21 protein-coding genes are annotated in these 23,449 nt (G+C 68.5%); 8 read left to right on the top strand and 13 right to left on the bottom strand.

Annotated elements, in window-relative coordinates; translation table 11 throughout:
• Window positions 1–34: 34 nt before the first annotated feature.
• A complete protein-coding gene (locus AB4Y67_RS15835) occupies window positions 35–769 on the bottom strand; it encodes a sirohydrochlorin chelatase (RefSeq protein WP_441406716.1) in 735 nt (244 codons plus the stop codon).
• Window positions 770–830: 61 nt separating this feature from the next.
• Between AB4Y67_RS15835 and AB4Y67_RS15830 the strand changes: the two genes are divergently transcribed.
• Window positions 831–1,502, top strand: coding sequence for a trimeric intracellular cation channel family protein (locus AB4Y67_RS15830; protein WP_441406715.1), 672 nt, complete (start codon window positions 831–833; stop codon window positions 1,500–1,502).
• A gap of 14 nt (window positions 1,503–1,516) precedes the next feature.
• On the top strand, window positions 1,517–1,945 hold the full coding sequence (locus tag AB4Y67_RS15825; RefSeq protein ID WP_441406714.1) for a hypothetical protein: 429 nt from the start codon (window positions 1,517–1,519) through the stop codon (window positions 1,943–1,945).
• A gap of 116 nt (window positions 1,946–2,061) precedes the next feature.
• Here the strand turns inward: AB4Y67_RS15825 and AB4Y67_RS15820 are convergent, their stop codons facing one another.
• From AB4Y67_RS15820 to AB4Y67_RS15805, 4 genes are all read right to left on the bottom strand, one after another.
• Window positions 2,062–2,883: a DUF559 domain-containing protein gene (locus tag AB4Y67_RS15820; RefSeq protein WP_441406713.1), complete on the bottom strand. Its 822-nt coding sequence runs from the start codon at window positions 2,881–2,883 to the stop codon at window positions 2,062–2,064.
• A gap of 381 nt (window positions 2,884–3,264) precedes the next feature.
• Window positions 3,265–4,365, bottom strand: a complete 1,101-nt coding sequence (locus tag AB4Y67_RS15815; protein ID WP_441406712.1) for a polyprenyl synthetase family protein — start codon at window positions 4,363–4,365, stop codon at window positions 3,265–3,267.
• A complete protein-coding gene (locus AB4Y67_RS15810; protein ID WP_441406711.1) occupies window positions 4,362–5,747 on the bottom strand; it encodes a geranylgeranyl reductase family protein in 1,386 nt (461 codons plus the stop codon). Before AB4Y67_RS15810 ends, AB4Y67_RS15815 begins: the two co-directional genes overlap by 4 nt.
• Window positions 5,748–5,759: 12 nt before the next feature.
• Entirely contained in the window at window positions 5,760–6,545 is a 786-nt protein-coding gene (locus AB4Y67_RS15805; protein ID WP_441406710.1) for a demethylmenaquinone methyltransferase, read from the bottom strand.
• A gap of 87 nt (window positions 6,546–6,632) precedes the next feature.
• Between AB4Y67_RS15805 and AB4Y67_RS15800 the strand changes: the two genes are divergently transcribed.
• From AB4Y67_RS15800 to AB4Y67_RS15785, 4 genes are all read left to right on the top strand, one after another.
• Window positions 6,633–8,054, top strand: a complete 1,422-nt coding sequence (locus AB4Y67_RS15800; protein ID WP_441406709.1) for an isochorismate synthase — start codon at window positions 6,633–6,635, stop codon at window positions 8,052–8,054.
• A 173-nt stretch (window positions 8,055–8,227) separates the two neighbouring features.
• Window positions 8,228–9,031, top strand: coding sequence for an ABC transporter substrate-binding protein (locus AB4Y67_RS15795; protein ID WP_441406708.1), 804 nt, complete (start codon window positions 8,228–8,230; stop codon window positions 9,029–9,031).
• Between the two features lie 97 nt (window positions 9,032–9,128).
• A complete protein-coding gene (locus tag AB4Y67_RS15790) occupies window positions 9,129–9,920 on the top strand; it encodes an amino acid ABC transporter permease (protein ID WP_441406707.1) in 792 nt (263 codons plus the stop codon).
• Window positions 9,921–9,931: 11 nt separating this feature from the next.
• Window positions 9,932–10,735, top strand: a complete 804-nt coding sequence (locus AB4Y67_RS15785; RefSeq protein WP_441406706.1) for an amino acid ABC transporter ATP-binding protein — start codon at window positions 9,932–9,934, stop codon at window positions 10,733–10,735.
• 79 nt (window positions 10,736–10,814) lie between these two features.
• On the opposite strand, the gene menD is transcribed toward AB4Y67_RS15785, so the two are convergent.
• The 8 genes from menD to AB4Y67_RS15745 all read right to left on the bottom strand — a co-directional run bounded on the left by menD (window position 10,815) and on the right by AB4Y67_RS15745 (window position 20,981).
• On the bottom strand, window positions 10,815–12,569 hold the full coding sequence (gene menD, locus AB4Y67_RS15780) for a 2-succinyl-5-enolpyruvyl-6-hydroxy-3-cyclohexene-1-carboxylic-acid synthase (RefSeq protein WP_441406705.1): 1,755 nt from the start codon (window positions 12,567–12,569) through the stop codon (window positions 10,815–10,817).
• The gene (gene argS, locus AB4Y67_RS15775) at window positions 12,566–14,341 is read right to left on the bottom strand and encodes an arginine--tRNA ligase (protein WP_441406704.1); all 1,776 of its coding nucleotides are present in this window, start codon (window positions 14,339–14,341) and stop codon (window positions 12,566–12,568) included. The genes menD and argS overlap by 4 nt, the downstream gene beginning before the upstream one ends.
• A gap of 266 nt (window positions 14,342–14,607) precedes the next feature.
• Complete coding sequence (locus AB4Y67_RS15770; protein ID WP_441406703.1) at window positions 14,608–16,722, bottom strand: PhoX family protein; 2,115 nt, start codon at window positions 16,720–16,722, stop codon at window positions 14,608–14,610.
• A gap of 212 nt (window positions 16,723–16,934) precedes the next feature.
• Complete coding sequence (locus AB4Y67_RS15765; RefSeq protein WP_441406702.1) at window positions 16,935–17,933, bottom strand: o-succinylbenzoate synthase; 999 nt, start codon at window positions 17,931–17,933, stop codon at window positions 16,935–16,937.
• The gene (locus tag AB4Y67_RS15760; RefSeq protein ID WP_441406701.1) at window positions 17,934–18,089 is read right to left on the bottom strand and encodes a hypothetical protein; all 156 of its coding nucleotides are present in this window, start codon (window positions 18,087–18,089) and stop codon (window positions 17,934–17,936) included.
• Window positions 18,090–18,092: 3 nt separating this feature from the next.
• A complete protein-coding gene (locus tag AB4Y67_RS15755) occupies window positions 18,093–18,902 on the bottom strand; it encodes a class E sortase (protein ID WP_441406700.1) in 810 nt (269 codons plus the stop codon).
• A gap of 14 nt (window positions 18,903–18,916) precedes the next feature.
• Window positions 18,917–19,468, bottom strand: coding sequence for a DUF6993 domain-containing protein (locus AB4Y67_RS15750; RefSeq protein ID WP_441406699.1), 552 nt, complete (start codon window positions 19,466–19,468; stop codon window positions 18,917–18,919).
• 172 nt (window positions 19,469–19,640) lie between these two features.
• Window positions 19,641–20,981 (bottom strand): glycoside hydrolase family 32 protein, encoded by a 1,341-nt coding sequence (locus AB4Y67_RS15745; RefSeq protein ID WP_441406698.1) that lies wholly within the window; start codon window positions 20,979–20,981, stop codon window positions 19,641–19,643.
• Window positions 20,982–21,055: 74 nt separating this feature from the next.
• On the opposite strand from AB4Y67_RS15745, the gene AB4Y67_RS15740 reads away from it, so the two are divergent.
• Complete coding sequence (locus tag AB4Y67_RS15740; protein WP_441406697.1) at window positions 21,056–22,030, top strand: phosphatase PAP2 family protein; 975 nt, start codon at window positions 21,056–21,058, stop codon at window positions 22,028–22,030.
• Window positions 22,031–22,142: 112 nt separating this feature from the next.
• A complete protein-coding gene (locus tag AB4Y67_RS15735) occupies window positions 22,143–23,375 on the top strand; it encodes an aminotransferase class I/II-fold pyridoxal phosphate-dependent enzyme (protein WP_441406696.1) in 1,233 nt (410 codons plus the stop codon).
• Window positions 23,376–23,449 lie beyond the last annotated feature (74 nt).

Here is a 23,449-nt window from a genome sequence, read left to right as displayed (position 1 = left end):
CGCGCCGGTGTTCAGCCTCCCGCCGCGCGGGCGTTCAGCCGCCCGCCGCGCGGGCTGCGTCGTAGCGTTCCAGCGCGATTTCGGCGAGCACCGGTGACGGCAGCAACGGCGCCGTGACGAGGTCCGCGCCGGCCTTGGCGAGCTGGTCGTGGAAGAAGCCGGGGGCCAGCAGATAGGCGGCGATGACCACCCGGCCGCCCAGATCGACTCCGCCCGCCGACTCCCCCGCACCGGCGCCGCCGGCGGCCTCCTCCCGGAGCATGGCGACGGCGTCGGGCACCGAAGGCTTAGCCGACGCGCCGTACGCTGCCACGATCCGGTTGGAACGCAGGGCGCGGAGCTGGCCCGCGAGTTCCTCGACATTCTGCGCGGCGGTGGGGTCGGAGGAACCGGCAGCGGCGAGGATCACGGCGTCGTTGTCGGTCACGCCGGCTTCGCGGAGACGCTGGTCCAGCAGGGCCGCGAGTCTCGGATCCGGCCCCAGCGGAGCAGCGGCGCGGGTGTCCGGCCGGCTCTTGACGGCACGGGCGATGTCCACCTTGACGTGGTAGCCCACGCTGAGCAGCAGGGGGACGACGACGGCGGACTCCCCCGCCGGCAGGCCCGCGACGACGGCGGGCAGCTCGGGGTCCTGAACGTCGACATAGGCCTCGCGGATATCCAGTCCCGGCCGCAGCGCGGCGATTCCGGCGCGCAGCGCATTGACTTCGGCAGCACCCTCAGTACTCGAGGTGCCATGGGCGCAGGCGATCAGGATGGGGCTATTCATAGCCGTTAGCGTAACCTTGGAGCCGCCCCATCCGCCCCTCGAGATTCGACCGGGACGCTCCATGACTTTTTCCTTTAGCGCCGTCCTGATCTGGCTGGACCTGGCCGGCGTCTTCTTCTTCGCCGTGTCAGGGTCCCTGCTCGCGGCGCGGAAACAGTTCGACATCATCGGCTCGCTGCTGCTGGCCTCGGTGGTCAGCCTGGGCGGCGGCGTCATCCGCGACATCATCATCAACGCGGGTCCGCCCACGGCCTTCATCAACCCGGCCTACCTGGCGCCGCCGCTGCTCGCCACGGTGCTGGTGTATTTCCTGTTCTCCAGCGTCCAGCGCTTCACCTCCCTGCTGGTCCTGTTCGACGCCGGCGGCCTGGCCCTGTTCTGCATCACCGGGTCCCTCAAGGCAATAGCGGCCGGGATGAACCCCATTGCGGCCGTGCTCCTCGGGGTCACGACCGCGGTGGGCGGCGGCCTGCTCCGGGACATTACCGCCAATGAGGTGCCGCAGCTGTTCGACCCGAAGGATCTGTATGCGCTGCCGGCGTTCGCGGGGGCGGCCCTGACGGTGGTGCTGTCCGTCACCGGCACCTTCAACGCGGTCAGCGCGGGTGCCGTGGCTGCCGTCGTTTTCGCCTTCCGGGTCACTGCATGGCGGCGCAAGTGGCACGTTCCGCTGGCGGTCCGCGGCTGGCACCGGCTCGGCCTGAACACCGGGGATGGCGGGACCAAGGATTAGCTAGGATAAGAACCATGACTGACATGTTCCTCGAGAAGTTCCGCGCGCTTGTTCCGAAGTATCTCGAAGACGAATGGCAGGAAGAGGATGGACTCCCGGCCGACGAGCTGGATGCGGCCCTCGCCGAGCACAAGTTCCAGGTGCCGCTGGCATTGCGGGAGTTCTACCTCGCGGTCGGCGGCTGCGAGGACATCATGGAGGCGTACCACTACTTCTGGGACCCCGAAGAGCTCGAGGTCGATGACGAAGGCTTCCTCATGTTCCTCGAGGACGAGGAAGAACAGTTCACCTGGGGCTTCCGGGTCGGCGACCTCAGCGTTCCGGACCCGATCGTGTACCGCCGCAACAACGCCCGCGCCCAGTGGAAGAGCGAGGAAGGAACCTTCTCCGAGTTCGTCTTCGACATGTTCGAATGGGCGTTCAACGACGAGGACGAGGACTAACGCAGGCTCCGATCCTCCCCGTCCGCCGATCCTCCCCATGTTTGGCGGCCTTCACCGGGGTGTCGGGGCCGACCCGCCGGAAGTCTGCGCCGTCGGAAGTTCGTACGTGGGGAAATTCAGCGGATGACTCGGCCGCGCAGTACCTGCCACACCTCATCGATGACTTTTTGCGGGTTGTGGACCACATCTTGGTACCCATACCGAAGTACTGCGTAGCCCGTAAGGGTGCTGGCGTTGTTCCGCCGTCTGTCCTTCTTCACTTGAGCGGGCTCCAGATGGGTGCTTCCGTCAATCTCCACGATCAGGAACCCCTCAAGCAAAAAGTCCACACGGCCAATCCCGGGCAGCTCCACTTGCGTCTGTGTGTAGATGCCCTGGACCCTGAACAACAGCCTGGCAACGACTTCAATGGCCGAGTCCGCCGAGCCATCGACCAGCTCAAGAACCGCGCGGGCGGCACCGTTCCGATTTCCCGGCAGCCGCTGCCCCAAGTAGTCCAGCGTCGTACGCCCCTGCAACAGGGCGCTTTCCACCATCACCGCGGCTTCCATCGGGGGCAGGCACCGCAGAGCATGGAGCAGGGTGTCAGTCAGCCCGGCAACAGGACGGGGAAACTCCGGCGGCACCAAGCTGCCGCGGTGGATTACGACGCCGGCGGCGGACCCGTGCCGGCAAAGGAGATGAAGCCGCTCGGGTGCGTGGAGCCGCCACAGACCCTGGTGCGGCGCCGCCGACGCGCAACACAGCAGTCCATTGGTCAACACCGCCGCCACCAGATCAGGAGCTGCGCCCGCCAGTGTCACGATTCCATGGCGCAGCCGCACGATTTCCCCGGCCGAGACGGCGTCCCTGACAGTCCGTTCAGAGAAGCCTGCCTGCAAAAGCGTCCCCGTCCGTGCCACGGAACCGGCGTATTTCAGGTAACTGGTGAGGTCCATGCACCCAGCACAGTCCCGTACTCGACAGAGGGACAGGCGCAGTGCAGCCTATGTGGGCCAATCCGCCGCCGGCGATCCCCCAACTTTGGAGCAGCGGTACGGCGCGTCGCCCCGGTTTCAGGCTTGGCCCACGCCAAAGGTGAGGAGACTCCGCCAACCCAACCATCAAAACCCGTGACAACAAATTTACAGCCTGCCTAGACAGCGTGACATTTCTGTCATAGGCTCAGTCATGGGTTCACTAAATGCCTCCGGTGGATCTGATGCGAACGGAGAAATGGCCCCGGTTCCGCACAACGGATGACTCGAAACGTTGTGAGGAACCGGGGCCATTCCGTTTAAGACTGGCAGCCCCGCCTGCGGGAACTCAACCGGCAAATATCAGCTGGCGCGGTCCACCACGGCCAGCGCGAAGTTGGTCAGCGAGTCCTTTACCACTCCCTCGGGCAGCGGCGCGAGGGCGGCAATAGCCTCATCGGCCCAGGCACGGGCCACCACCCAGGATTCGGCCGTGACCGGGTGCTCCCGCAGGCCGGCGACCGCGGCCGCGAGGGCCTCATCGGAGCTGAGGTCACCGTCGATGAGCTTCAGGAGTTCGACGGCGGTCAGGTCCCCGTCGCGGGCGGCGTTGCGCAGCAGCAGCACGGGCAGCGTCGGCACACCCTCGCGCAGGTCGGTGCCCGGGGACTTGCCGGACTTGACCTTAACGCCGGTGACGTCGATGACGTCGTCGGCGAGCTGGAAGGCGACGCCCACCTTTTCGCCGTACTCGACCAGCATCGGCTCGTAGGCTTCATCGGCGCCGGAGAAGATCGCGCCGAGCTGTCCGGAGGCCGCCACCAGCGAACCGGTCTTGTCGGCGATGACGGACAGGTAGTGCTCCACCGGATCCTCATCCGGGCGCGGACCCACGGTTTCGTGCAGCTGGCCCAGGCACAGCCGCTCAAAGGTGCGCGCCTGGATGCCCAGGGCACGGGAGCCAAGTTCGGAAACCAGGATGGAGGCCCGGGCAAAAATCAGGTCGCCGGTCAGCACCGCGACGGAGTTCCCCCAGACCTCGTGCGCCGTGGGGGCGCCGCGGCGGAACGGCGCGGAGTCCATCACGTCGTCGTGATAGAGCGTCGCCAGGTGCGTCAGTTCAACGACGACGGCGGCCTGCACCACGGCGGGCAGCGAAGCGTCGCCCAGGTGGGCGCAGAGCAGGGTCAGGAGGGGGCGGATACGCTTGCCGCCCGCTTCCACGAGGTGGCGCGACGTCGCGTCAGCCAGCGGATCCGAGTTGGCAATGGCCTCGCGGAGCTTCTTCTCCACACGGGCCAGGTTCGTGGTGATGGCGGGCCCCAGTTCGGGGTCCCCCGCGATCGCGGCGAAGCCGGCCGGCAGCTGCAATCCGGTGGCGATGGCGGTGGTGTTGAGGTCGGGCTCAGAGCTCGGCAGGCCGTGTCCGGCGTGCGTCCAGCTTTGGTCTGCAGAGTTGGTCACGGGTTAACCCTAACTTTTGTTGCGGAATCCGCGGAGTTGGCGCTGGAGTGCGAAGTGCCGTGCGTGCCGGACGGGCCCTGGTTGGACGTCGCCGGGACCAGCGATTCCAGGACCCGGATGACGCGGTCCTCGAAGCCCTTGGCCGCGGGATCGGTCAGGTTGGCCAGCAGCCGCACCACGAACCGCATGAGCACAGGAATGGGCATGCCCGTCCGGAGAGCCAGTTTCATCACGGCCGGCTTCCCGATCAGGGCGGCGAAGGCGCGGCCCAGGGAGAAGTGCGACCCCCACTGGTCCCGCACGTAGTCCGCGTACCCTGCAAGCCGGGCATCGGCGTCGGAAGCGCTCCACCGGCCGGAGGCAGAACGGGACGCGGAAAGAGAAGCGGAACGAGACGAAGCGTCGATGATGAACTCGGCCGCGAAACGCGCGGACTCCATGGCGTAGGAGATGCCCTCGCCGTTGAACGGGGAGACCATGCCGCCGGCGTCGCCGAGCAGCAGCAGCCCCGGCGAATAATGCGGGGTGCGGTTGAAGCCCATGGGCAGCGCGGCGCCGCGGATCTCGCCCACCTGGTTCTCCGGGGTGAAGCCCCAGTCGGCGGGCATGCCGGCGGTCCATTCGCGCAGGACCTGCTTGTAATCCAGCTTGCCGAATTCCTTGGAGGAGTTCAGGATGCCCAGGCCGACGTTGGAGGTGCCGTCCCCGACGCCGAACACCCAGCCGTAGCCGGGCAGCAGTTTGCCGTCGCGGCCGGGGAGCTCCAGCCAGCCCTCCATCCAGTCATCATCGTGCCGCGGCGAGGTGAAGTAGGTGCGGACGGCGACGCCGAGCGGGCGGTCGTCGCGCTTCCGGAGGCCGAGCGAGACAGCGGTGCGGGTCGAGTTGCCGTCCGCCGCGAGGACGACGTCGGCGGGAAAGTCGCGGGTTTCGCCGGTCTTTCGCCCGGCGTCGTCGAGCAGCGCGGCCCGGACCCCGGTGACGCGGCCGTCGTCGGAGCGCAGTGCCTCGGTGACGCTGTGGCGTTCCAGCACGACGGCGCCCGCGGACCGGGCGTGCTGCGCCAGTTCCTCGTCGAAGCCGAGCCGGGTCCGGATCAGCCCGTACTGCGGGAAATCGGAGACCTCGGGCCAGGGAAGTTCGATGCTGCGGCCGCCGGCCAGCAGGCGCAGGCCCTTGTTGCGGCGCCAGCCCTCGGCTTCGGGGTGCGGCAGGCCGAGCTTCTGGATCTCGCGGACGGCGCGGGGAGTGAGTCCGTCGCCGCAGACCTTTTCACGGGGAAAGCTGGTCTTTTCCAGCACCGTGACGTCGATGCCTGCCCTGGCCAGGTAGTAGGCGGCAGTGGATCCGGCCGGACCGGCTCCGACGATCAGTACTTTCACGGCAGCGACGAACTAACGCGCGGGCCGGGTGTTGCGGCGCAGCCTCGCCACCGGTCCGGTGTGGGCGGCCAGGGCTGCGGCGCCCGCGGCGGGGCCGGACTCCGTTCCGGGCTTCACGGCCCGGTGCACGGCGACGATGCCGCCGCTGAGGTTGCGGTAGGTGACGCTCTCCCAGCCGGCCTCCTGCAGCCAGGCCGCGAGGTGGTCCTGGTCCGGCCAGGCGCGGATGGATTCGGCGAGGTAGACGTAGGCGTCCGGGTTCGACGAGACCTTGACGGCGATCGCGGGCAGCGCGCGCATGAGGTATTCGGTGTACATGGTGCGCCACAGCGGCACCACGGGCTGGGAGAACTCGGCGATGACCAGCTTGCCGCCGGGCTTGGTGACCCGCAGCATCTCGGCGAGGGCCTTTTTCGGCTCGTTGACGTTGCGCAGGCCAAAGGAGATGGTGCTGGCATCGAAGGTGTTGTCCGCGAACGGCAGGCGGGTGGCGTCACCGGCGATGAAATCGATGTCGGGGCGGCGGCGCTTGCCGACCTTGAGCATGCCGAGCGAGAAGTCGCAGGCGATCACGTCGATGCCGGCGTCGGCATACGGTTCGCTGGAGGTGCCCGTGCCGGCGGCGAGGTCGAGCACCCGCTGGCCCGCCTTCACATCCATGGCTTCGACCACGACCTTGCGCCAACGCCGTGTCTGCCCCATCGACAGGACATCGTTGACGACGTCGTATTTGGGGGCGACGTCGTCAAACATCGTGGCTACTTCGTCCGGACGCTTATCCAAGGATGCTCGGTTCACCCTGTCATTGTCTCAAATGTTCGGCACACCCACGAACCACGCCCTGAGCAGGGCCTCCGGCGGGTCGGGAGTAGGGTTAGTCTCACTATGACCAGCGCGCCCCGTACCAGAATTATCAGGACACTGACAGTCCCCCTCGATGCAGAATCATTTCCCGGGGGGCTGCCTTCGTTTCTGGTCCGCGACGACCTTCTCTGCTGGACCCGCCGCGAAGCGGGCCTGGTCGGCTTCGGCGAGGTGGCCCGGTTCACCGCCACAGGACCCGAGCGCTTCCTCGAGGCGGACATCTGGTGGCGCCACCTGGTCCTCGAAGCCGAGATCGAGGACGCCGTGGAGTGGCCCGGCACCGGCCCGGTCGCTTTCGGCTCCTTCGCCTTCTCCAAAGCCTCCGCGCATGAGTCGCGGCTGATCGTCCCGGAAATCGTCGTGGGGCTCCGTGGCGGCGAGGCCTGGCTCACCCAGCTGACGTTCGACGACGTCGAACTCACCGCAGCGGGCGCCCGCGCCGCACTGGACCGCTGGCTTGGCAGCGGCGGGGCCGTAGCCGGTGCCCGTGCTGGTGCGGGCGGCACCGTACCGGACGGCCCGACGTCGGAAGCCGGCGCCGGTGCCGCTGCCGCACAGGCGGGCAGCGCCGTCGTCCGCCCTGTGACGTTGGCCGCCGGGGCAACGCTGCACACCGGGTCGCTGAGCGAGGAAGCCTGGATGGCCGCCGTCGCCGCCGGCGTCGAAGAGATCCGGGCCGGTGCCCTCGAGAAGCTGGTACTGGCGCGGGACATCGTGGCCACCCTCCCCACCGGCGTCAATGCCGCCCAGGTGCTGCGCGAACTGTCGGCCCGGTACCGCGAATGCTGGACCTACGGCGTCGACGGGCTGGTGGGCGCCACTCCGGAGATGCTGATCCAGGTGGAGGGGCGCACCGCGCAGGCCCGCGTCCTGGCCGGCACCCTGGACCGCCGCGACGCCGACGGCATGGCGGGCTCGCCGCTGGAGTTCGCCGAGCGGGTACTGGCGGGGTCCGAGAAGCAGCGGCACGAACACGACATCGCCATCCAGTCGCTGACCACCCAGCTGGCGCCGTTCTCGGAGGCGATGAACGCGCACAGCGAACCGTTCATCCTGGAGCTCCCGAACGTCTGGCACCTCGCCTCGGACGTGAAGGCCGAGCTGACCGAGGTCGAGGGCCATGTGCCCACGTGCCTCGCCCTGATTAACGCCCTGCATCCCACGGCGGCGGTCTGCGGCACGCCGACCACCGTGGCGGGCGCCCTGATCCGCAAGCTGGAGCACCTGGACCGCGGGCCCTACGCCGGGCCGGTCGGCTGGCTGGACGCCGCCGGCAACGGGGAATGGGGCATCGCGCTGCGCGGCGCCGTCATCGAGTCACCGGAGACGGTGCGGCTGTACGCTGGCTGCGGCGTCGTCGAGGGCTCCGTGCCCGAAGCCGAGCTCGCCGAGACGTGGGCGAAGTTCCGGCCGATGCTGGAGTCCCTCGGCATCAACAGCTAGAGTCCGGGATAAGAGACACTGCGGGCCTGGCGGACCTTGCGCTAGTCTCGACATTAGTTATCCAATGGTGAAACAAAGTTTCCTGTGATGCACATCTCGTTTTCGGCGATACACTATAAGCCGTTTAAGTCACGCCTGCTCCTGCAATAACCTGCAACAAAAGGGAAGAAACCATGCAGCTCAAGTCCCTCGCCACGGCAAAGTTGTCCGCCAAGGCAGCCGCAATCCTCGCCGTCGGCGCTCTCACGCTCACGGCCTGTGGCGGCAGTTCCACCCCCGCAGCCTCCTCTGAGGGCGGCGTGCAGCTCATCACCCCCGGCAAGCTGACCGTTTGCTCGGACGTGCCCTACGAGCCGTTCGAATTCCAGAAGGACGGCAAGATCGTCGGCTTCGACATGGACATCGCAGCGGAGGTGGCCAAGGACCTGAAGGCCGAACTCAGCGTTGTGGACAGCTCCTTCGAGGCCATCGAGACCGGTACCGCCCTGACCCAGTGCGACGTCTCGATCTCCTCGATTTCCATCACGGACACCCGCAAGTCGGTCATGGACTTCTCCGACCCGTACCTTGACGACGACCTGACCCTCGTGGCCTCTGTCTCGTCAGGCATCACCAACCTCGAAGGCGCCAAGGGCAAGAAGGTAGGCGTCCAGCAGGCCACCACCGGCGCACAATATGCCAAGGATAAGGGCCTCGACGCGCAGCAGTTCGAGGACACGGGGCTCCTTGTGCAGGCGCTCAAGGCCGGCACCATCGACGCCGCCCTCGGCAACCAGTCCGTCCTCGGCTACGCCATCAAGGATGACTCCAATTTCAAGCGCGTGGAGAACTTCGCCACCGGTGAAAAGCTGGGCATCGCCATCAAGAAGGGCAACACCGCAATGGCCACCCAGGTCAACGGCACACTCAAGCGCCTGACAGACGACGGCACCATGGCGAAGTTCAAGACCACCTGGTTCGGCGAAACTTCCAAGTAGCCAGCACCCGGCCTGAGACCTACGCAGTTGAGGCCCCGTACCGCTGAACAACAGTCCGTACGGGGCCTCAACTGCGCGAAACGAATGTGAGAACACCATGGCAATGACCGCACGTCAACGAGCCAGAGTCAGCCTGTACGTCCAGGCGGGGATCTTTGTGGTGGCTGTGATCGCCCTGATCCTGGCCACGGACTGGAAGACCATCAGCAACAGCGTCTTCAACTTCGCCAAGATTGGCCCGATGTTCCCGGACATCATCCTGGTGGGCCTCAAGAACACCCTGATCTACACGGCCCTTGGCTTCATCGTGGGCCTGTCCGGCGGCCTGCTGCTGGCCCTCATGAAGCTCTCCTCCTTCCCGCTGTACCGCTGGATGGCCACCGGCTACATCGAGTTCTTCCGCGGCATCCCGGCCCTGCTGGTCTTCATTGCGTTCGGCTACGGCGTGCCGCTGGCCTTCGGTGTCTCCTGGAACGTGGCCGTGGTGGTCATGGTCTCGCTCGGCATGGTGGCCTCGGCCTATATTGCCGAAACCCTGCGCGCCGGCCTGCAAGCCGTGCCGAAAGGCCAAATGGAGGCCGCCCGGTCGCTCGGAATGCCGCAGTGGCGGGCGATGGTCTCCATCGTCATCCCGCAGGCGTTCCGGATCGTCCTGCCGCCGCTGACCAACGAGGTCATCCTGCTGACCAAGGACTCTTCGCTCATCTACGTGCTGGGCCTCACCGCTTCGCAGTACGAGCTCACGAAGTTCGGCCGCGACGGCATCTCCAGCCTCGGCGCGGGCCTGACGCCGCTCCTGGTCGCCGGCGCCTTCTACCTGGTGATCACCATCCCGCTGAGCCTCTTGGCCCGGAAGTTCGAAAGCCGCTCCGCGCGGACAAAGCGATAGGCAGGACAGTCATGAACGACGTCGTACACAACGCGAATGACCGCAGCGGGGCCGTCAAGGCCGCTGGCGTGTCCATCACGGACCTCCGCAAGTCCTATGGATCCAACGAGGTGCTCAAGGGCATCAGCCTCGAGGTGAAGCCCGGCGAGGTTGTCTGCCTGATCGGCCCGTCCGGCTCCGGCAAGTCCACCCTGCTCCGCTGCGTCAACCTGCTGGAGCAGCCGAACGAGGGCAGCGTCCACGTCGGCGGCTTCGAGGCAACCGACCTGGATGTGGACATCGACAAGATGCGCCGCAAGGTGGGCATGGTCTTCCAGCAGTTCAACCTCTTCCCGCACCTGAGCGCGCTGAAGAACTGCACCATCGCCCAGACCAAGGTGCTCAAGCGCAGCCAGGAGGATGCCGCGGCCGTGGCCATGAAGAACCTGGAGCGTGTGGGCCTCGGGCACCTCGCCGACCGTTTCCCTGACCAGCTCTCCGGCGGCCAGCAGCAGCGTGTGGCCATTGCCCGCGCGCTGAGCATGGACCCCGAGCTGATGCTGTTCGATGAGCCCACCTCGGCCCTGGACCCGGAGACCGTAGGCGATGTCCTGGCCGTCATGCGCAACCTGGCCAAGGAGGGTATGACCATGCTTGTGGTGACCCACGAGATGGGCTTCGCCCGCGAAGTGGCCGACCGCGTGGTGTTCATGGACGGCGGCGTTGTGGTGGAGGAAGGCGTGGCCGAGCGGGTCATCAGCGCCCCCACCCATGCCCGCACCAAGGAATTCCTGCGCCGTGTCCTCGACCCGACGCACATCGACATCGCGGAGTAATCCTTTCGCGCCGATTTCGGACAGCCGCTACGTGGATCCACGTGGCGGCTGTCCGTTTTCGTAGCGGATTCCCGGTCACCTACTGCGCGGAGAGGACTCCGGCCACCGCCGCGCCTACGGCGGCCCTGATGCGCACGTGCAGTTCGCGCAGCCCGCGCCGGTCCGTCCGCACCTCGATGATGCTGCGGCCCTCCCACGGTTCCGCCAGCGCCCCGGCGAGCTCCGCCGTCGTGCTGACCGGGCGGTGCGCCACACCGTAGGCCGCCGCGAGGGCCGCAAGGTTCACGCCGTGCGGGGTGCCGAAGAGGCGGTCGACGGCGGTTCCGTAGCGGCCCGCGGCCTCGACAGCACCGTGTTCCAGCAGCCCGAAGATGGCCCCGCCCGCGTCGTTGAGGACCACCATCCGCAGGTTGGGCTCCTCTTCCCCTGCACCCAGCAGCAGCCCGCCGGCGTCGTGCAGGAAGGTGACGTCGCCCAGCAGCACGGTGGTTTCCTGCCGGCCGCCCAAGGCAATGCCCGTGGCCGTGGCCAGCGTCCCGTCGATGCCGGAGAGGCCCCGGTTGGCGAACACGACGGCGCCCGGCTCCGCGGCGGGCGCGCCGGCGAGGTCCACGTCGCGGATGCCATTGGAGGAGCCGAGCACAAGCTGTCCGCGCGTATGTTCCCAGACCAGGGCGCCGACGGCGGGCCCCGAGACCTCCGCGGAACCGGAGAGCGCCGTTCCGGCCAACGCCACGCCGACGGCGTGCTGCGCGGCGGCCCCGGCCAGGAGCCAGGCATCGAGCCACGCCGCGGACCCGCGGCCGGCGAAGTCGGCCAGGTCCGCCAGGTTGTCGAGCGGGAGCTCGGTGCGGCGGCCGGGCTCGTACCAGGCCACGGGCACCGGCTGGTACAGGGCGGAGGGGACGTCGGCGCGGGCCAGCAGGGCGCTCACGGGCCGGGAGAGGGTGGGCCGGCCGAAGAGCACCACGCGCTCGATCGGCTGCGCGGCGTCCGGGCCGAACGCATCCAGGACAATCCGGTACGGTCCCACGGCGTTCGGGCCGAACCGCGCGTTGGAGGACGGCTCGGCAAGCAGCGGCAGGCCGTGGGCCCGTGCGAAGGCTTCGGCGACCGGACCGGCGTCGTGCCCTGCCAGCACCACGGTGCGCCGTTCCGGCAGGCCGGCCGAGGCGGGCGGGAAATCGAGGGCCAGCGGACCGCGGGGCGCGCGGTACACCCGGCGGCCGGATTCGGGCGGCAGCCGGTCGCCGGGCGCGGGAACGAGCGGGTCGCGGAAGGCCAGGTTGAGCTGCACCGGCCCGGGCGGGGTGTCCTCGAAGGCGCCAGTGGCGGCGCTCAAGGCGGTCTCGACCGCGCGCCGCGGGTCGCTGCCGGCGGGCACATCAGCCGCGAAGCGGACATGCTCACCGAAGAGATCCAGCTGCACCGTGGTCTGGTTGGCGCCCGTCCCGCGGAGTTCGACGGGACGGTCGGCCGAGATCACGACGAGCGGGACAGCGGCGTGGTTGGCCTCCATCACCGCCGGCAGGAGATTCCCGACGGCGGTCCCGGAGGTGGTGAGCACGGCCGCGGGCGCCCCCGTGGCCAGCGCCAGGCCCAGGGCCGTGAAGCCGGCGTCCCGCTCGTCGATCCGCACCAGCAGCTCGACCCGGCCGGCGGCGTCGGCCTCGGCCAGGGCGTAGGCCATCGGCGCCGAACGTGAACCGGGCGCCACCACCACATAGCGCACCCCCTCGAGCAGCAGGGCGGCGACCGCGATCCGCGCGGCATCAACCGCGCTCAGCTCCCCCGCGCCCGGGGCATCCCCGCCTTCGCCGTGCCCCGGGCTCACATGTTCTCCGGGGTCTCGATGCCGAGCAGGTCCAGGCCTTCGGACAGCCGGCGCAGGACCAGGGCACAGAGGGCCAGCCGCGACTCCCGGACCGAATCGTCGGATTTCAGCACGGGGCACTGGTCGTAGAAGGACGTGAAGAGCTGGGCGAGTTCGAACAGGTACGTGCACAGCCGGTGCGGCTCCAGCGCCTCGCGGACCTTGTGCAGCGTGGCGCCGTACTCCAGGAGGTGCAGGGCCAGGGCGCGTTCGGCAGGTTCGACGACGGCGATCACCGTCGCCGGCGTGCCGCCGTCGCTGTCGGTCCCGGCTGTTTCGGTCCCCGCGCCTTCGGTCCCGGCGGTGTGCTCCTCCAGCACACCGGCCTTGCGGAGGATCGAACGGATCCTCGCGGCGGCGTACTGCACGTAGGGGCCGGTGTTGCCGCTCAGGGCCAGCATCCGGTCGAAGTCGAAGACGTATTCGGTGTCGTGCCCCACGGAGAGGTCGGCGTATTTCACGGCACCGATGCCCACCTGCCGGGCGGTCGCAGCGCGTTCTTCCCCGGTGAGTTCGGGCCTGCTGGCGTCGATGACGGCGCGGGCGCGGTCAACGGCTTCCTCCAGCAGGGCCATCAGCTTGACCGGGGCACCGGAGCGTGACTTCAGGATCTTCCCGTCCTCACCCAGCACGTTGCCGATCTGCACGTGCACGGCCTCCACCGTGTCCGGCAGCCAGCCGGCGTCGCGGGCTGTGGCCATGACCATACGCAGGTGCATGTTCTGCGGGGCGCCCACCACATACAGGACGCGGTTGGCCTCGAGCTCGCGGACCCGGTACCGGATGGTGGCGAGGTCCGTGGTTCCGTAACCGTAGCCGCCGTCGGACTTGCGGATGATGAGCGGCATCGGCTGGCCGTCGCGGCCGGTGAAGCCGGCCGGAAAAGTGCACAGGGCGCCGTCGCTGATCCGGGCGATGCCGCGTTCCTCGAGTTCGTGGCACAGCTGTGCCAGATGGGCGTCGTAGGAGCTTTCGCCGGCGATGTGGTCGTCGGTGAGGCTGATGCCCAGCATCGAGTAGATGGCGTTGAAGTAGCGTTTCGACTGGGCCACGAGCCGCTGCCAGACGGCGAAGGTATCCGCGTCGCCGCCCTGCAGGGCCACCACCCGGAGCCGCGCGCGGGTGGCGAACCCGTCCTCATCGGTGGCGGAGGCGTCGAACTTGGCCCGGGCCGCCTGGTAGAACGCGCTCGGATCATCGACCAGCAGCGCAGCCTCCGGGGAGTCCTCGCCGATCTCCAGCCAGTGCTCGATCAGCATGCCAAACGGCGTGCCCCAGTCGCCGATGTGGTTCTGTCGGATCACGGTGTCACCCAGCGCCTCAAAAACCTTCACAAGGCTGTCACCCACCACCGTGGTGCGCAGGTGGCCGACGTGCATTTCCTTCGCGACGTTCGGGGAGGAATAGTCGACGACGATGCGCTGGGCTTCCGCCGCGGCCGGGGCCCCGGGAGACTCGGCGTTGAGCAGCTCTTCGATCCAGGTCCCGTCGAAGGTCAGGTTGATGAAGCCGGGTCCGGAGATTTCGACGGCGGTGCAGATCCCGTCCAGGTCGAGGGCAGCGACAATCCTGGCGGCGGCGTCCCGCGGCGGCATGCCGACCTTCTTGGCCAGTGCCATGGCGGCGTTGATCTGGATGTCGGCGAATTGCGATGGCCGGACCACGGGATCCGTCCCGCGGTACTCTTCGCCGAACGCGCTGGCAATTGCTGCCTGGACTCTGGGGACAACCATTTCGGCCGGATTATTCACACTGTTCAAATTATCAGTTCCTCCCCGCCCCGACGCTCCCTCACATCCGGCGGACAAATCCGGAACGCCCCCGCAGATCTGGCCGCCACAAGAGGAACGCTCCCCCACTTCCTGTCCGTCGAGCAGAGGAAGTGAGGGAGCGCCGGCCCCGATCCCGCCAAACGTGCGGGAGCGTCAACCAACAGCCCGTCAGAAGTGAGGGAGCGCCGGTCCCGACCCGCCCAACGTGCGGGAGCGTCAGGAAGGAGCTAGCCGTCCTTGCGGAAGACCTGAACGACCGCGGGGCGCGGGGCGCGTGCCTGGCCCCGCGCCGGCGTCGTCCCGGCCGGAACGTAGTCCGGGAAGTAGGACAACGGGGCCTCGAAGGTGCCGTCCTCGCCCGGGTGCTGCACGGAGACGAACACCGTGCGCTCCTGGTCGTGGATGATCGGCCCGCAGGTTTCGCCGTCGCGCGGGACGGCGAGGAACTGCTCCACCCGTCCCCGCTCGGCGCCGTCGAGGGTGACCTTGAACAGTCCGTCGGCCTTGCCGATGCCGGAGGGGGCGCCGTCGGTGGAGATCCAGAGGTTTCCCACCGAGTCGAACGCGAGGTTGTCCGGGCAGGAGATGGGCGAGACCTGGTCCGCCGGGAAGCCGGAGAAGTAGGTCACGTCTCCGGAGGCGGGATCGCCGCAGACCATCAGCAGGTTCCAAGTGAACTTCGTGGAGGTCTGGTCGCCGGTCTCGGTGATCTCCACGACGTGGCCGTCGCGGTTTTCGTTGCGGGGGTTGATTTCGGTGGCGCCTTCCTTGCCGGCCTTGCCGCGGTCCGAGTTGTTGGTGCAGGCGACGTAGACCTTCCCGGTGTGCAGGCTGGGCTCGACGTCCTCGCAACGGTCCATCTTCGTGGGGCCCAGCTTGTTGCCCAGCGCATCCACCCTGCCGGCCTTGTCGGCAGCCACGCGGGTGTACACGAGCACTTCCTCGACGGACATCCCGGCCACCTTGGATTCCCCGCCGACCACGAGCGGCAGCCACTCGCCCGTGCCGTCGAAGCTGCCGTCGGCCGGCACTGCACCCGTCCCGGTGATCTCGGCAACCGGGGAGTTGCCCGTAAACCTGGCAACGTACAGGTCGCCGGCGGAGAGCAGCGTCATGTTGTGCTTGCGGTCGCCTTCGCGGTACTTGCCGGCGGAGACGAACTTGTAGAGGTAGTCGAACCGCTCGTCGTCGCCCGAATAGGCCACCACGTGGCCGGATTCGGCCACGATCACGTTGGCGCCCTCGTGCTTGAACCGGCCCAGGGAGGAGTGCTTCTTCGGCGTCGACGTCGGATCGAACGGGTCTACCTCCACGATCCAGCCGAAGCGGTTGGCTTCGTTGGCGAAGTCGGGGTTGCGGGTGTCGAAGCGCGGGTCGTCGAGTTCCCACCGGCGGGCCGTGGGCTTGTTGGTGAGCCCGTAGCGCTTGTCTTCGGCGGAGGTGCCGGGCGAGACGAAGTACCCGTTGAAGTTCTCTTCGCCGGAGAGGATGGTGCCCCAGGGGGTGGTGCCGCCGGCGCAGTTTCCCAGGGTTCCGAGGATGGTGCGGCCGGTCGGATCGGCCGCGGTGCGGACCAGCGGCGAGCCCGCCACCGGGCCGGTGAGCTCGTACGCCGTGGTGTTCAGGTAGCGCCGGTTGAGCTTTGCGCCCTTGACGTAGCTCCAGGGCTTGTTCTTGTTTTTGCGCTCCAGCTCAACGACGGAGAGCCCGTGGGCCGCGGCGCCGATCGCCCGGACGTCAGCGGCGGCCAGCGAGGCGGGGAACATGATGGTCTCATTCGTGTATTCGTGGTTGGCGAACAGCACGGCACGCCGGCCCTTGCTGCCGGGAAGTTCGAGGATGTCCGTGTAGTCGTTGTTGTAGCCGAACTGCCGAGCCTGGGCTGCCGCGCTCTGGTTGTTGAGGTCGAAGTCCGGGGCATCGTCAAAGATCGGATCACCCCAGCGGATCAACGGCTGCCAGGTGAAGCCTTCCGGAACGGTGAAAGCGTCGACGGCGGCGTCGACGGGCGCAATGGCGTCGAACCGGAGCTTGGACGGGCCGTAGCCGTTCTTGGCTGCCGCGGAAAGGCCTGTTCCGCCGTCGGCCACCGCAGTCCCGGGCGAGGTGAGGGCTCCCCCGAACGCGACGGCGAGCGCGCCGGCGGCACCGAAGCCCAGGGCCGTGCGGCGGGACATCGTGGCCGAGGCGATGTCGCGGAAGTAGCTGTTCGAGCTGGTGTTGCAGACCTCGCCCGAGCAGGCGTTGTCGCACTTCAGCGCGCAGGTGACGGGGCTGCGCTTGCCTTTGGTGTGGCCAAGCATGGGCAGCAGGGAAAATTTGCGTCCGGAGGAGACAGACATGGAGAGACCTTCCACGGGGTGGTTGCGGGCCTCCCCACCGTTCCAGCCCCGGGGTACGTGCAGGGGTCGCCTGGGTAAAGTTGCGGTGAATTCGCCGCCAGAACTGAGGGAGCGTCACGCCCACGCCCGCCAGAACTGAGGGAGCGTCACGCCCACGCCCGCCGGAGGTGAGGGAGCGTCGCACACACGCCCACCGCAAGTGAGGGAGCGTCCTAACGGGACGGGGCGGCCAGCACCGCATGGACCCGCCGCAGCCGGTCCAGCCACCAGTCCCTGCGTTCCGGGGACGCGGCGTAGCGGGACAGCAGCCCCGGATCGGCGGCGACCTCGCGGAGGCGGATGGCGCCGTCGTCGGGGACGAGGGAATCCCGGGTCACGTCGGCGCCGAGCAGGGAGACGGTCCCCAGCCCGCAGGCGTAGGGAAGTTCGGGCAGGGCCGCAGCGAGCGCCAGCCCGGCGCGGATCCCCACGGACGTGTCCAGCGCCGAACTGACGACGGCGGGGAGCCCGGCCTGCGCCACGATGTCGAGGGCGCGCCGCACTCCTCCCAAAGGGGCCACCTTTACGACGATCAGGTCCGACGCACCGGCGCGGGCCACCTTGAGCGGGTCGTCCTCCTTGCGCACGCTCTCGTCCGCGGCGATCAGCACCGGGACCCCGGCGGCGCGCAGCCGGCGGCGGACCTCGGCGAGGCCGGCGATGTCCGGGACCGGCTGTTCCGCGTATTCCAGCCCGACGCCGGCCAGCCGCGTCAGTGCCGCGACGGCGGTCGGCACGTCCCAGCCCCCGTTCGCGTCGACCCGGATCGCGGCGTCGGGGAGCGCTTCGCGGACCGCGGCAACCCGCGCCGCGTCGTCCTCAAGCGACTGGCCCGGCTCGGCGACTTTGATCTTGACGGCGTCCACCCGCCCGAAGCGGGCCAGGATTTCCGGCACCCGGTCCGCAGCGACTGCGGGGACCGTGGCATTGACGGGAATCACCGTACGCAGCGGGGCCGGGAAGCCCTGCCACCCGGCTTCGACGGCTGCGGCGAGCCAGCGGGCGGCTTCGACATCGCCGTACTCCGGGAAGGGACAGAACTCGCCCCAGCCCTGCGGTCCGGGGAGGAGCAGGGCTTCGCGCTGGGTAATGCCCCGGAACCTCACCCGCATCGGCAGGCTCACCACCCGGGCAACGTCGAGAAGCTCATCCAGTCCAGGGAGCTGCACCATCTAGCCGACCGTCGAATCGGTAAGGTGTGTCAGGTCGGCCAGCAACGGAAAAACGACCTCGAACAGCACGAACAGAGCGCCCGCCAGGATAGCCGCCGACAGAAGGATCCGCACCCAAAAAGGCCCGGGAAGTTGCCGAAAAAGCCAGGCGTACATGGTCTACCCTTTCCCCTGCAGCGCAGCGAGCTGCTTGGCGATGGCCGCCGGAGGTCCGGCGTTGAGCGGCTGCCATGAATCGAATACCGAGTAGGCGATGATGCGCTCCTCCGACCCAAAGCGCGGATTGCAGCTTGTCATGGTCAATAGTCGTTGATCCGGCTGGACGCCGGGTTGCGCCGGCACCGGCAGGATCACATCCGTGCGGTCCGGGAGGACGATCTCCTGGTTCCGGAAGACGTAGGTGTAGAAACCGTCGGCGGTCTGGACGTAGATCTTGTCCCCCGGCACCAGTGTGTGGATGTTGTCCAGGACTGCGCCGTGCGTCTGGCGGTGCCCTGCCATCGCAAAGTTCCCCACGGCTCCGGGCATGGCCGTTCCCGCGTAGCGGCCCAGCCCCAGGGTGTCGATCACGTCGCTGCTGGTGCCCTCGATGATCGGCCGGCTGTACTCGGCCCCGAAGCGGGGCACATAGACCACGCCGATCGCCTGCCCGTGACGGGCTGCGCTGCCGACCGGCACGGCCCCGGAATCCGCAGGGTCAGCAGGATCCGTCTTCCCCGGCAGGGTGCCGGCGGGATCGCCCGGAACGGGCACCTGGTGCTCCTGGACGAACTGCTTCACGGCCGCCCCCTGCGCCGCGTCCGCCTCAACGTTTGTCCACCACAATTGCCAGGCGACGAAGAGAGCCGCAATCACGCCGAGTGTTATCAGCAGTTCGCCCATGATCTGGACGGCCAGCAGGGAACGACGCCGGCGGGGGCGGTGCGTTTCTCGCGCAACTTCGGCGCGGCCATTCAGTAGGTTCGACATGCCACTCCTGTTGACTACCGCTGGACGCTGCCGATGAAGCATCGCCCATTCGGAAGAATCGGCAAGACCGACGATTGCACAGTTCCGGACCGGATCTGCGCCATCACACATTCGTTCTCGCCCAGGACTCCGACGTCGACGGCGTCCGCGGCCAGTCCGGTGGGGGTCCGGGACGCCGAAACCTCGACGGCGGCCGGGGCGAATCCGGCCGCGGACAGGCTCTCCAGGACCTGTGCTGTACTCGGTTGCGGCGAGGACGCCACCAACGTGCGCAGCGCCGCCTCGACGACCGCGGACACGCCGGACGGGGCCGGGGTCTTGGCCGGTCCCGCAGCGGATGAGGAAACGGTAGGGACATCTGATGCACGTGCCGGAGCGGCGCTCACCGATCCGGCGGACACGGTTGATCCGGAGGTGACCGTGGGGGCGGGGGCCGAACACGCCGCCATCCCGACGATAAACGGCAGGAACGCTGCTGCCAGGCCCACGTGCACGCCGCCACTGAACCGGCTGCCGATGGACCCGAGGCCGCGGCGGCGGAGGGGTGCCTGGTCGCGGGAAGTCATCGGAATCATCCTTTCATAGAGTGGCCGCCGCTCCGGCTCCCGGGCCCCAGGGACGGACATGTCCCACCCCGGGCCGGCGGACGCGGAGGACATGACCAGTGGGCGCGTCCAGGAGTGGACATATTGGCACGATGTCCGCTCTTGGCGGCAAGGGAGGGGCATGTGCCGGGCGCTAGGGAAGCGCCGGGTGCCTCAGTTCCCAGACGTCCGCTGCGGCGCCGTGCGGCAGTTCCAGCTGCCACTCCTCACCGGGGCCGGGGTAGGCACGCACGGTGGTGGGCACCGAGCCGTGGCGGTAGACCTCCACCATCGAGGCATCAACGAAGATTCTGAGTTCGTCGCCGCCGGCGACCGTGTCCGCGAGAATGGTCCGCCGCTGCCCTGCCGACGCGAGGACCAGCCGGATGGCACCCTCTCCCCCGACCACCCGGACCTCCGCCCCGGCCGGCAGCCTCAGGGTGCCCGCGGCACCGCGGTGGAGGCGTGCGCCACGGTAGGCACGGAGCTCGGTCGCGGGTTCGACGGCGAGGACCCCGCCGTGAACGGAGAGCTGGCGGGGGAAAGTCAGGACCCCTGCCCAGCCGGCGTCGTCGATTTCTCCCTGACTGCGCCCGGGACGTCCCTCACGGTCTTCCGCCTCGCCGGACCACCCCCACAGCAGCGCCCGTTCCGGTAGTGCGAGAATCTGCGGGGCGTAGAACTCCCGGCCCAGGTCGGCCCTCCCGCCCGACGCCGGACGGAACACCGGCAGCCCGGCGGCGTTCGGGGCGAGCGAGCCCAGGAGGTAGCCGACGCCGTTGGGGTGGTCGTGGTGGTCGGTCCCGAGCCACAGCGAGGCCATCAGGAGCCAGGTGTCCGCCCCGGACGAATCCGGGACCCGGACCAGCTGCGGGCACTCCCAGATCTCCGCGGGCAGGTGCCTCGCAGCGAGCGGGTCCTCGGTGCTGACCCAGATCCCCTCGTACCTCCAGTGGCGGAGGTCGTCGACGGTGTACAGCAACACGGCCGCGTGGCCGGAGGCCAGCCCGGCACCCTGGAGCGCGAAGCGGCGGCCCTGGAAGATGAAGAGAAAGGGGTCGCGGACGGCGGTGACCTGCGGGTCCGGGGGTATCTCCGCGGCAATGTGGCCCTCCTGGGTCCAGGTACGCAGGCCCTTGTCCGCCCGGGCCAGGACCACGCGGGCATGGCCGCCCACTGCCTCGACCCCGGAATACGCGGCGGTGGGGACGCCGCCGTCGTCCGTCACGACGCCCGACCAGCAGCCGAGCGCGTCCGGTCCGCCGGGCTGGGGCCGGAGCGCCACCGGTTCCTCGTCCCAGTGGACCAGGTCCGGGGAACTCAGGTGTCCCCAGCAAATGCCCTGATGCCGTGCCGAATCCGGGTTGTACTGGAAGAACACGTGAAAGCGGCCGTCCGCGTAGCCCAGGCCGTTGGGATCGTTGATCCAGCCCCGCGCGGGCCTCGGATGGAACTGGGGAAAGGCCGGGTCCGGATGCTGCGCCGCGGTGTCCATGGCCAAAACACTACCCGCGCCCTACGGCGGGCACCCTCAGAAATTTCGCAGAGTTGTGTGGGAACCTGATACGGATGAGTTTTCGGCAGGATCACACCAGCAGGCACACGGCGTCGGGCTACCCGCAGCCGCCGTCCAAGCCTGCCCTTAACGGCCCCGCCGCGAACCGCGCGGCCGGCATTCCCGGACGGGGATCCGGCTTCCTGTTCCTGCTGGCCACCCTCGGCAGCATGGCCGCGCTCGCCGCGACGTACTATTTCTTCGTCCGCACCACCACCGGCCAGTTCATCGACGAATCAGCCCTCGTGGAGGCGGTGGAGATCCACGGCACCGCCGGCAAGGCCGCGAACCAGCTCCTCGACTGGCTGCCCGCGCTGTCCCTGCTGATCGCCACGGTGGTGGTTCTCTTCGTGACCGTGATGCGGCGGCGCTGGGCGGCCGCCGGGATTGCAGTGGCGGCCTGCGTGGGCGCCAACGTGGCCACCCAAATCCTGAAGGACATCGTTCCCGTCCGGCCCTACCGAGGGGTCGAAACCCTGGAACTGAACTCGCTGCCTTCCGGGCACACCACCCTGGCCGCGTCCGCCGCGGCCGCGGTGTTCCTGATGGTCTCCCCGCGCTGGCGGCCCCTCGTTGGCTTCCTGGGCGGCAGCTTCGCCGTCGCCACCGGCGTCTCCACGCTGATCAACCAGTGGCACCGGCCCGCCGACGTCGTCGCCGCCTTCCTGGTGGTGGCGGTTTTTATGCTCCCGGCGGGCTGGCTGATCATTCGCAAGGGGCCGGACTGGAACGTCTGGGACGGCTACGGACAGCATTGGGCATCCTCGCGGCTGTGGCTGGCGCTTCCTGCCATGGCGGGTCTCGTCGCGGCCGCGGTTGCCGCCTTTTCCCTGCTGAGCGTCGCCGCAGGAACCGGTCTGGAGAACAACACCACGCACTACTTCTGGGCCGGAACCGCGCTGATCGTTATCGCGGGCTACCTCGCCACGGTCACCGGCGTGTGGCTGTTCGGGCATGCGGCACGACGGCGGCCCACGCCCCGCCGCTGACCTGCCGTTTACATCCGGCCCGCCGGGGGCCAGAATTAGTCCCGCACAGCCACTGGCTCAGGAGCTCACTGGGCCGACCCAGGGTAAAGCTTCCACGTCGCGAGGGACTTTCATGAGCACTGATTCTCCGGTATCACGGAACGCTTCACCAGGCGTTTCACGGCGCGCCGCCACCCTCTCGTCCGTCCCGTCGCAACAGCGGATCAACACCTTCCTCCGGAACTCCGTCTACACCCGGCGCCAGCACGAACCGGGGATCTGTGACTTCGCCCTCGGCAAYCCGCACGAGATGCCGCAAGCCGCCTATGTCGAAGCCTTGGCGGACTCGCTGACGCCACGGAACGAGCGGTGGTTTGCCTACAAGACGAACGAGCCGGCGGCGCAGGCCGCGGCCGCGGCCTCCCTGCAGCGCCTCCTGGGGCTGCCCTTCGAGCCTGCGGACATCCATCTCACCACGGGAGGCTTCACCGCGATTCCGCTGGCGCTGAAGGCCGTCGCTGACCCCGGTGACGAGGTCATCTTCACCCTGCCGCCCTGGTTCTTCTACGAACCGCTCACGATCGAGGCCGGGCTGGTGCCGGTCAAGATCCGCTGCGACCCCGAGACGTTCGACGTCGACCTGGCGGCGCTGGGGGCCGCCATCACGCCGCGCACCCGCGTGGTGATCGTGAACACGCCCAACAACCCGACCGGCCGGATCTACCCGCCCTCGCTCCTGCAGGATCTGGCCGACATGCTGGAAGGGGCCTCGCGCAGCAACGGGCGGCGGGTCTACCTGCTCTCCGACGAGCCCTACAACCGGATTGTCTACGACGGCGCCCGGTTCCACAGTCCCGCCGAATACTATCCGTACACGCTGCTGGCCTACTCCTATGGCAAGACGCATCTGGCGCCCGGGCAGCGGATCGGCTACCTGGCGCTGCCGCCCACCATGCCGGACCGCGGGCCGCTGCGTGAGGCGCTCACTGCCCTGCAGATGGCGATGGGCTGGATCCACCCCAACGCCCTGATGCAGTACGCCCTGCCGCGGCTGGAAGAGTTCGCGATCGACGTCGGGCAGCTGCAGCGCAAACGCGATCTGATGGTGGCGGCGCTGACCGCTGCGGGGTATCAGGTATCGCGGCCGGAAGGTGCCTTTTATCTCTTCGTCCGCACTCCCGCCGACGACGACGAGCAGTTCACCGCCGCCCTCGCGGACCAGGACGTGTTTGTGTTGCCGGGAACGCTTTTCGAGACGCCGGGCTATTTCCGGATTTCACTCACGGCCTCCGAGGACATGATCCAGCGCGCCCTGCCGGTCTTTGCTGCAGCGATCCAGCGCTCGGGCGGCGCCGTGGCCACTTAGCCGGCAGCTGCGGCCGTCATCAGCGCTGAGATACAGCCCCTGCTACAGGTTGGATGGGCGGGCGGCAGCCGGAC

It is taken from the genome of Arthrobacter sp. YAF17 (assembly GCF_052113365.1).
Taxonomy (GTDB): Bacteria; Actinomycetota; Actinomycetes; order Actinomycetales; family Micrococcaceae; genus Arthrobacter.
The sequence above is the reverse complement of the archived record's forward strand: the minus strand, read 5'-3'. Positions and strand labels throughout refer to the sequence as shown.

Bases quoted from the DNA above. Each gene is read 5' to 3' on its own strand.
- AB4Y67_RS15835 (WP_441406716.1), bottom strand. From the start codon at position 769: ATGAATAGCCCCATCCTGATCGCCTGCGCCCATGGCACCTCGAGTACT.
- AB4Y67_RS15830 (WP_441406715.1), top strand. From the start codon at position 831: ATGACTTTTTCCTTTAGCGCCGTCCTGATCTGGCTGGACCTGGCCGGC.
- AB4Y67_RS15825 (WP_441406714.1), top strand. From the start codon at position 1,517: ATGACTGACATGTTCCTCGAGAAGTTCCGCGCGCTTGTTCCGAAGTAT.
- AB4Y67_RS15820 (WP_441406713.1), bottom strand. From the start codon at position 2,883: ATGGACCTCACCAGTTACCTGAAATACGCCGGTTCCGTGGCACGGACG.
- AB4Y67_RS15800 (WP_441406709.1), top strand. From the start codon at position 6,633: ATGACCAGCGCGCCCCGTACCAGAATTATCAGGACACTGACAGTCCCC.
- AB4Y67_RS15795 (WP_441406708.1), top strand. From the start codon at position 8,228: ATGCAGCTCAAGTCCCTCGCCACGGCAAAGTTGTCCGCCAAGGCAGCC.
- AB4Y67_RS15790 (WP_441406707.1), top strand. From the start codon at position 9,129: ATGGCAATGACCGCACGTCAACGAGCCAGAGTCAGCCTGTACGTCCAG.
- AB4Y67_RS15785 (WP_441406706.1), top strand. From the start codon at position 9,932: ATGAACGACGTCGTACACAACGCGAATGACCGCAGCGGGGCCGTCAAG.
- argS (WP_441406704.1), bottom strand. From the start codon at position 14,341: ATGGTTGTCCCCAGAGTCCAGGCAGCAATTGCCAGCGCGTTCGGCGAA.
- AB4Y67_RS15770 (WP_441406703.1), bottom strand. From the start codon at position 16,722: ATGTCTGTCTCCTCCGGACGCAAATTTTCCCTGCTGCCCATGCTTGGC.
- AB4Y67_RS15765 (WP_441406702.1), bottom strand. From the start codon at position 17,933: ATGGTGCAGCTCCCTGGACTGGATGAGCTTCTCGACGTTGCCCGGGTG.
- AB4Y67_RS15760 (WP_441406701.1), bottom strand. From the start codon at position 18,089: ATGTACGCCTGGCTTTTTCGGCAACTTCCCGGGCCTTTTTGGGTGCGG.
- AB4Y67_RS15755 (WP_441406700.1), bottom strand. From the start codon at position 18,902: ATGTCGAACCTACTGAATGGCCGCGCCGAAGTTGCGCGAGAAACGCAC.
- AB4Y67_RS15750 (WP_441406699.1), bottom strand. From the start codon at position 19,468: ATGACTTCCCGCGACCAGGCACCCCTCCGCCGCCGCGGCCTCGGGTCC.
- AB4Y67_RS15745 (WP_441406698.1), bottom strand. From the start codon at position 20,981: ATGGACACCGCGGCGCAGCATCCGGACCCGGCCTTTCCCCAGTTCCAT.
- AB4Y67_RS15740 (WP_441406697.1), top strand. From the start codon at position 21,056: ATGAGTTTTCGGCAGGATCACACCAGCAGGCACACGGCGTCGGGCTAC.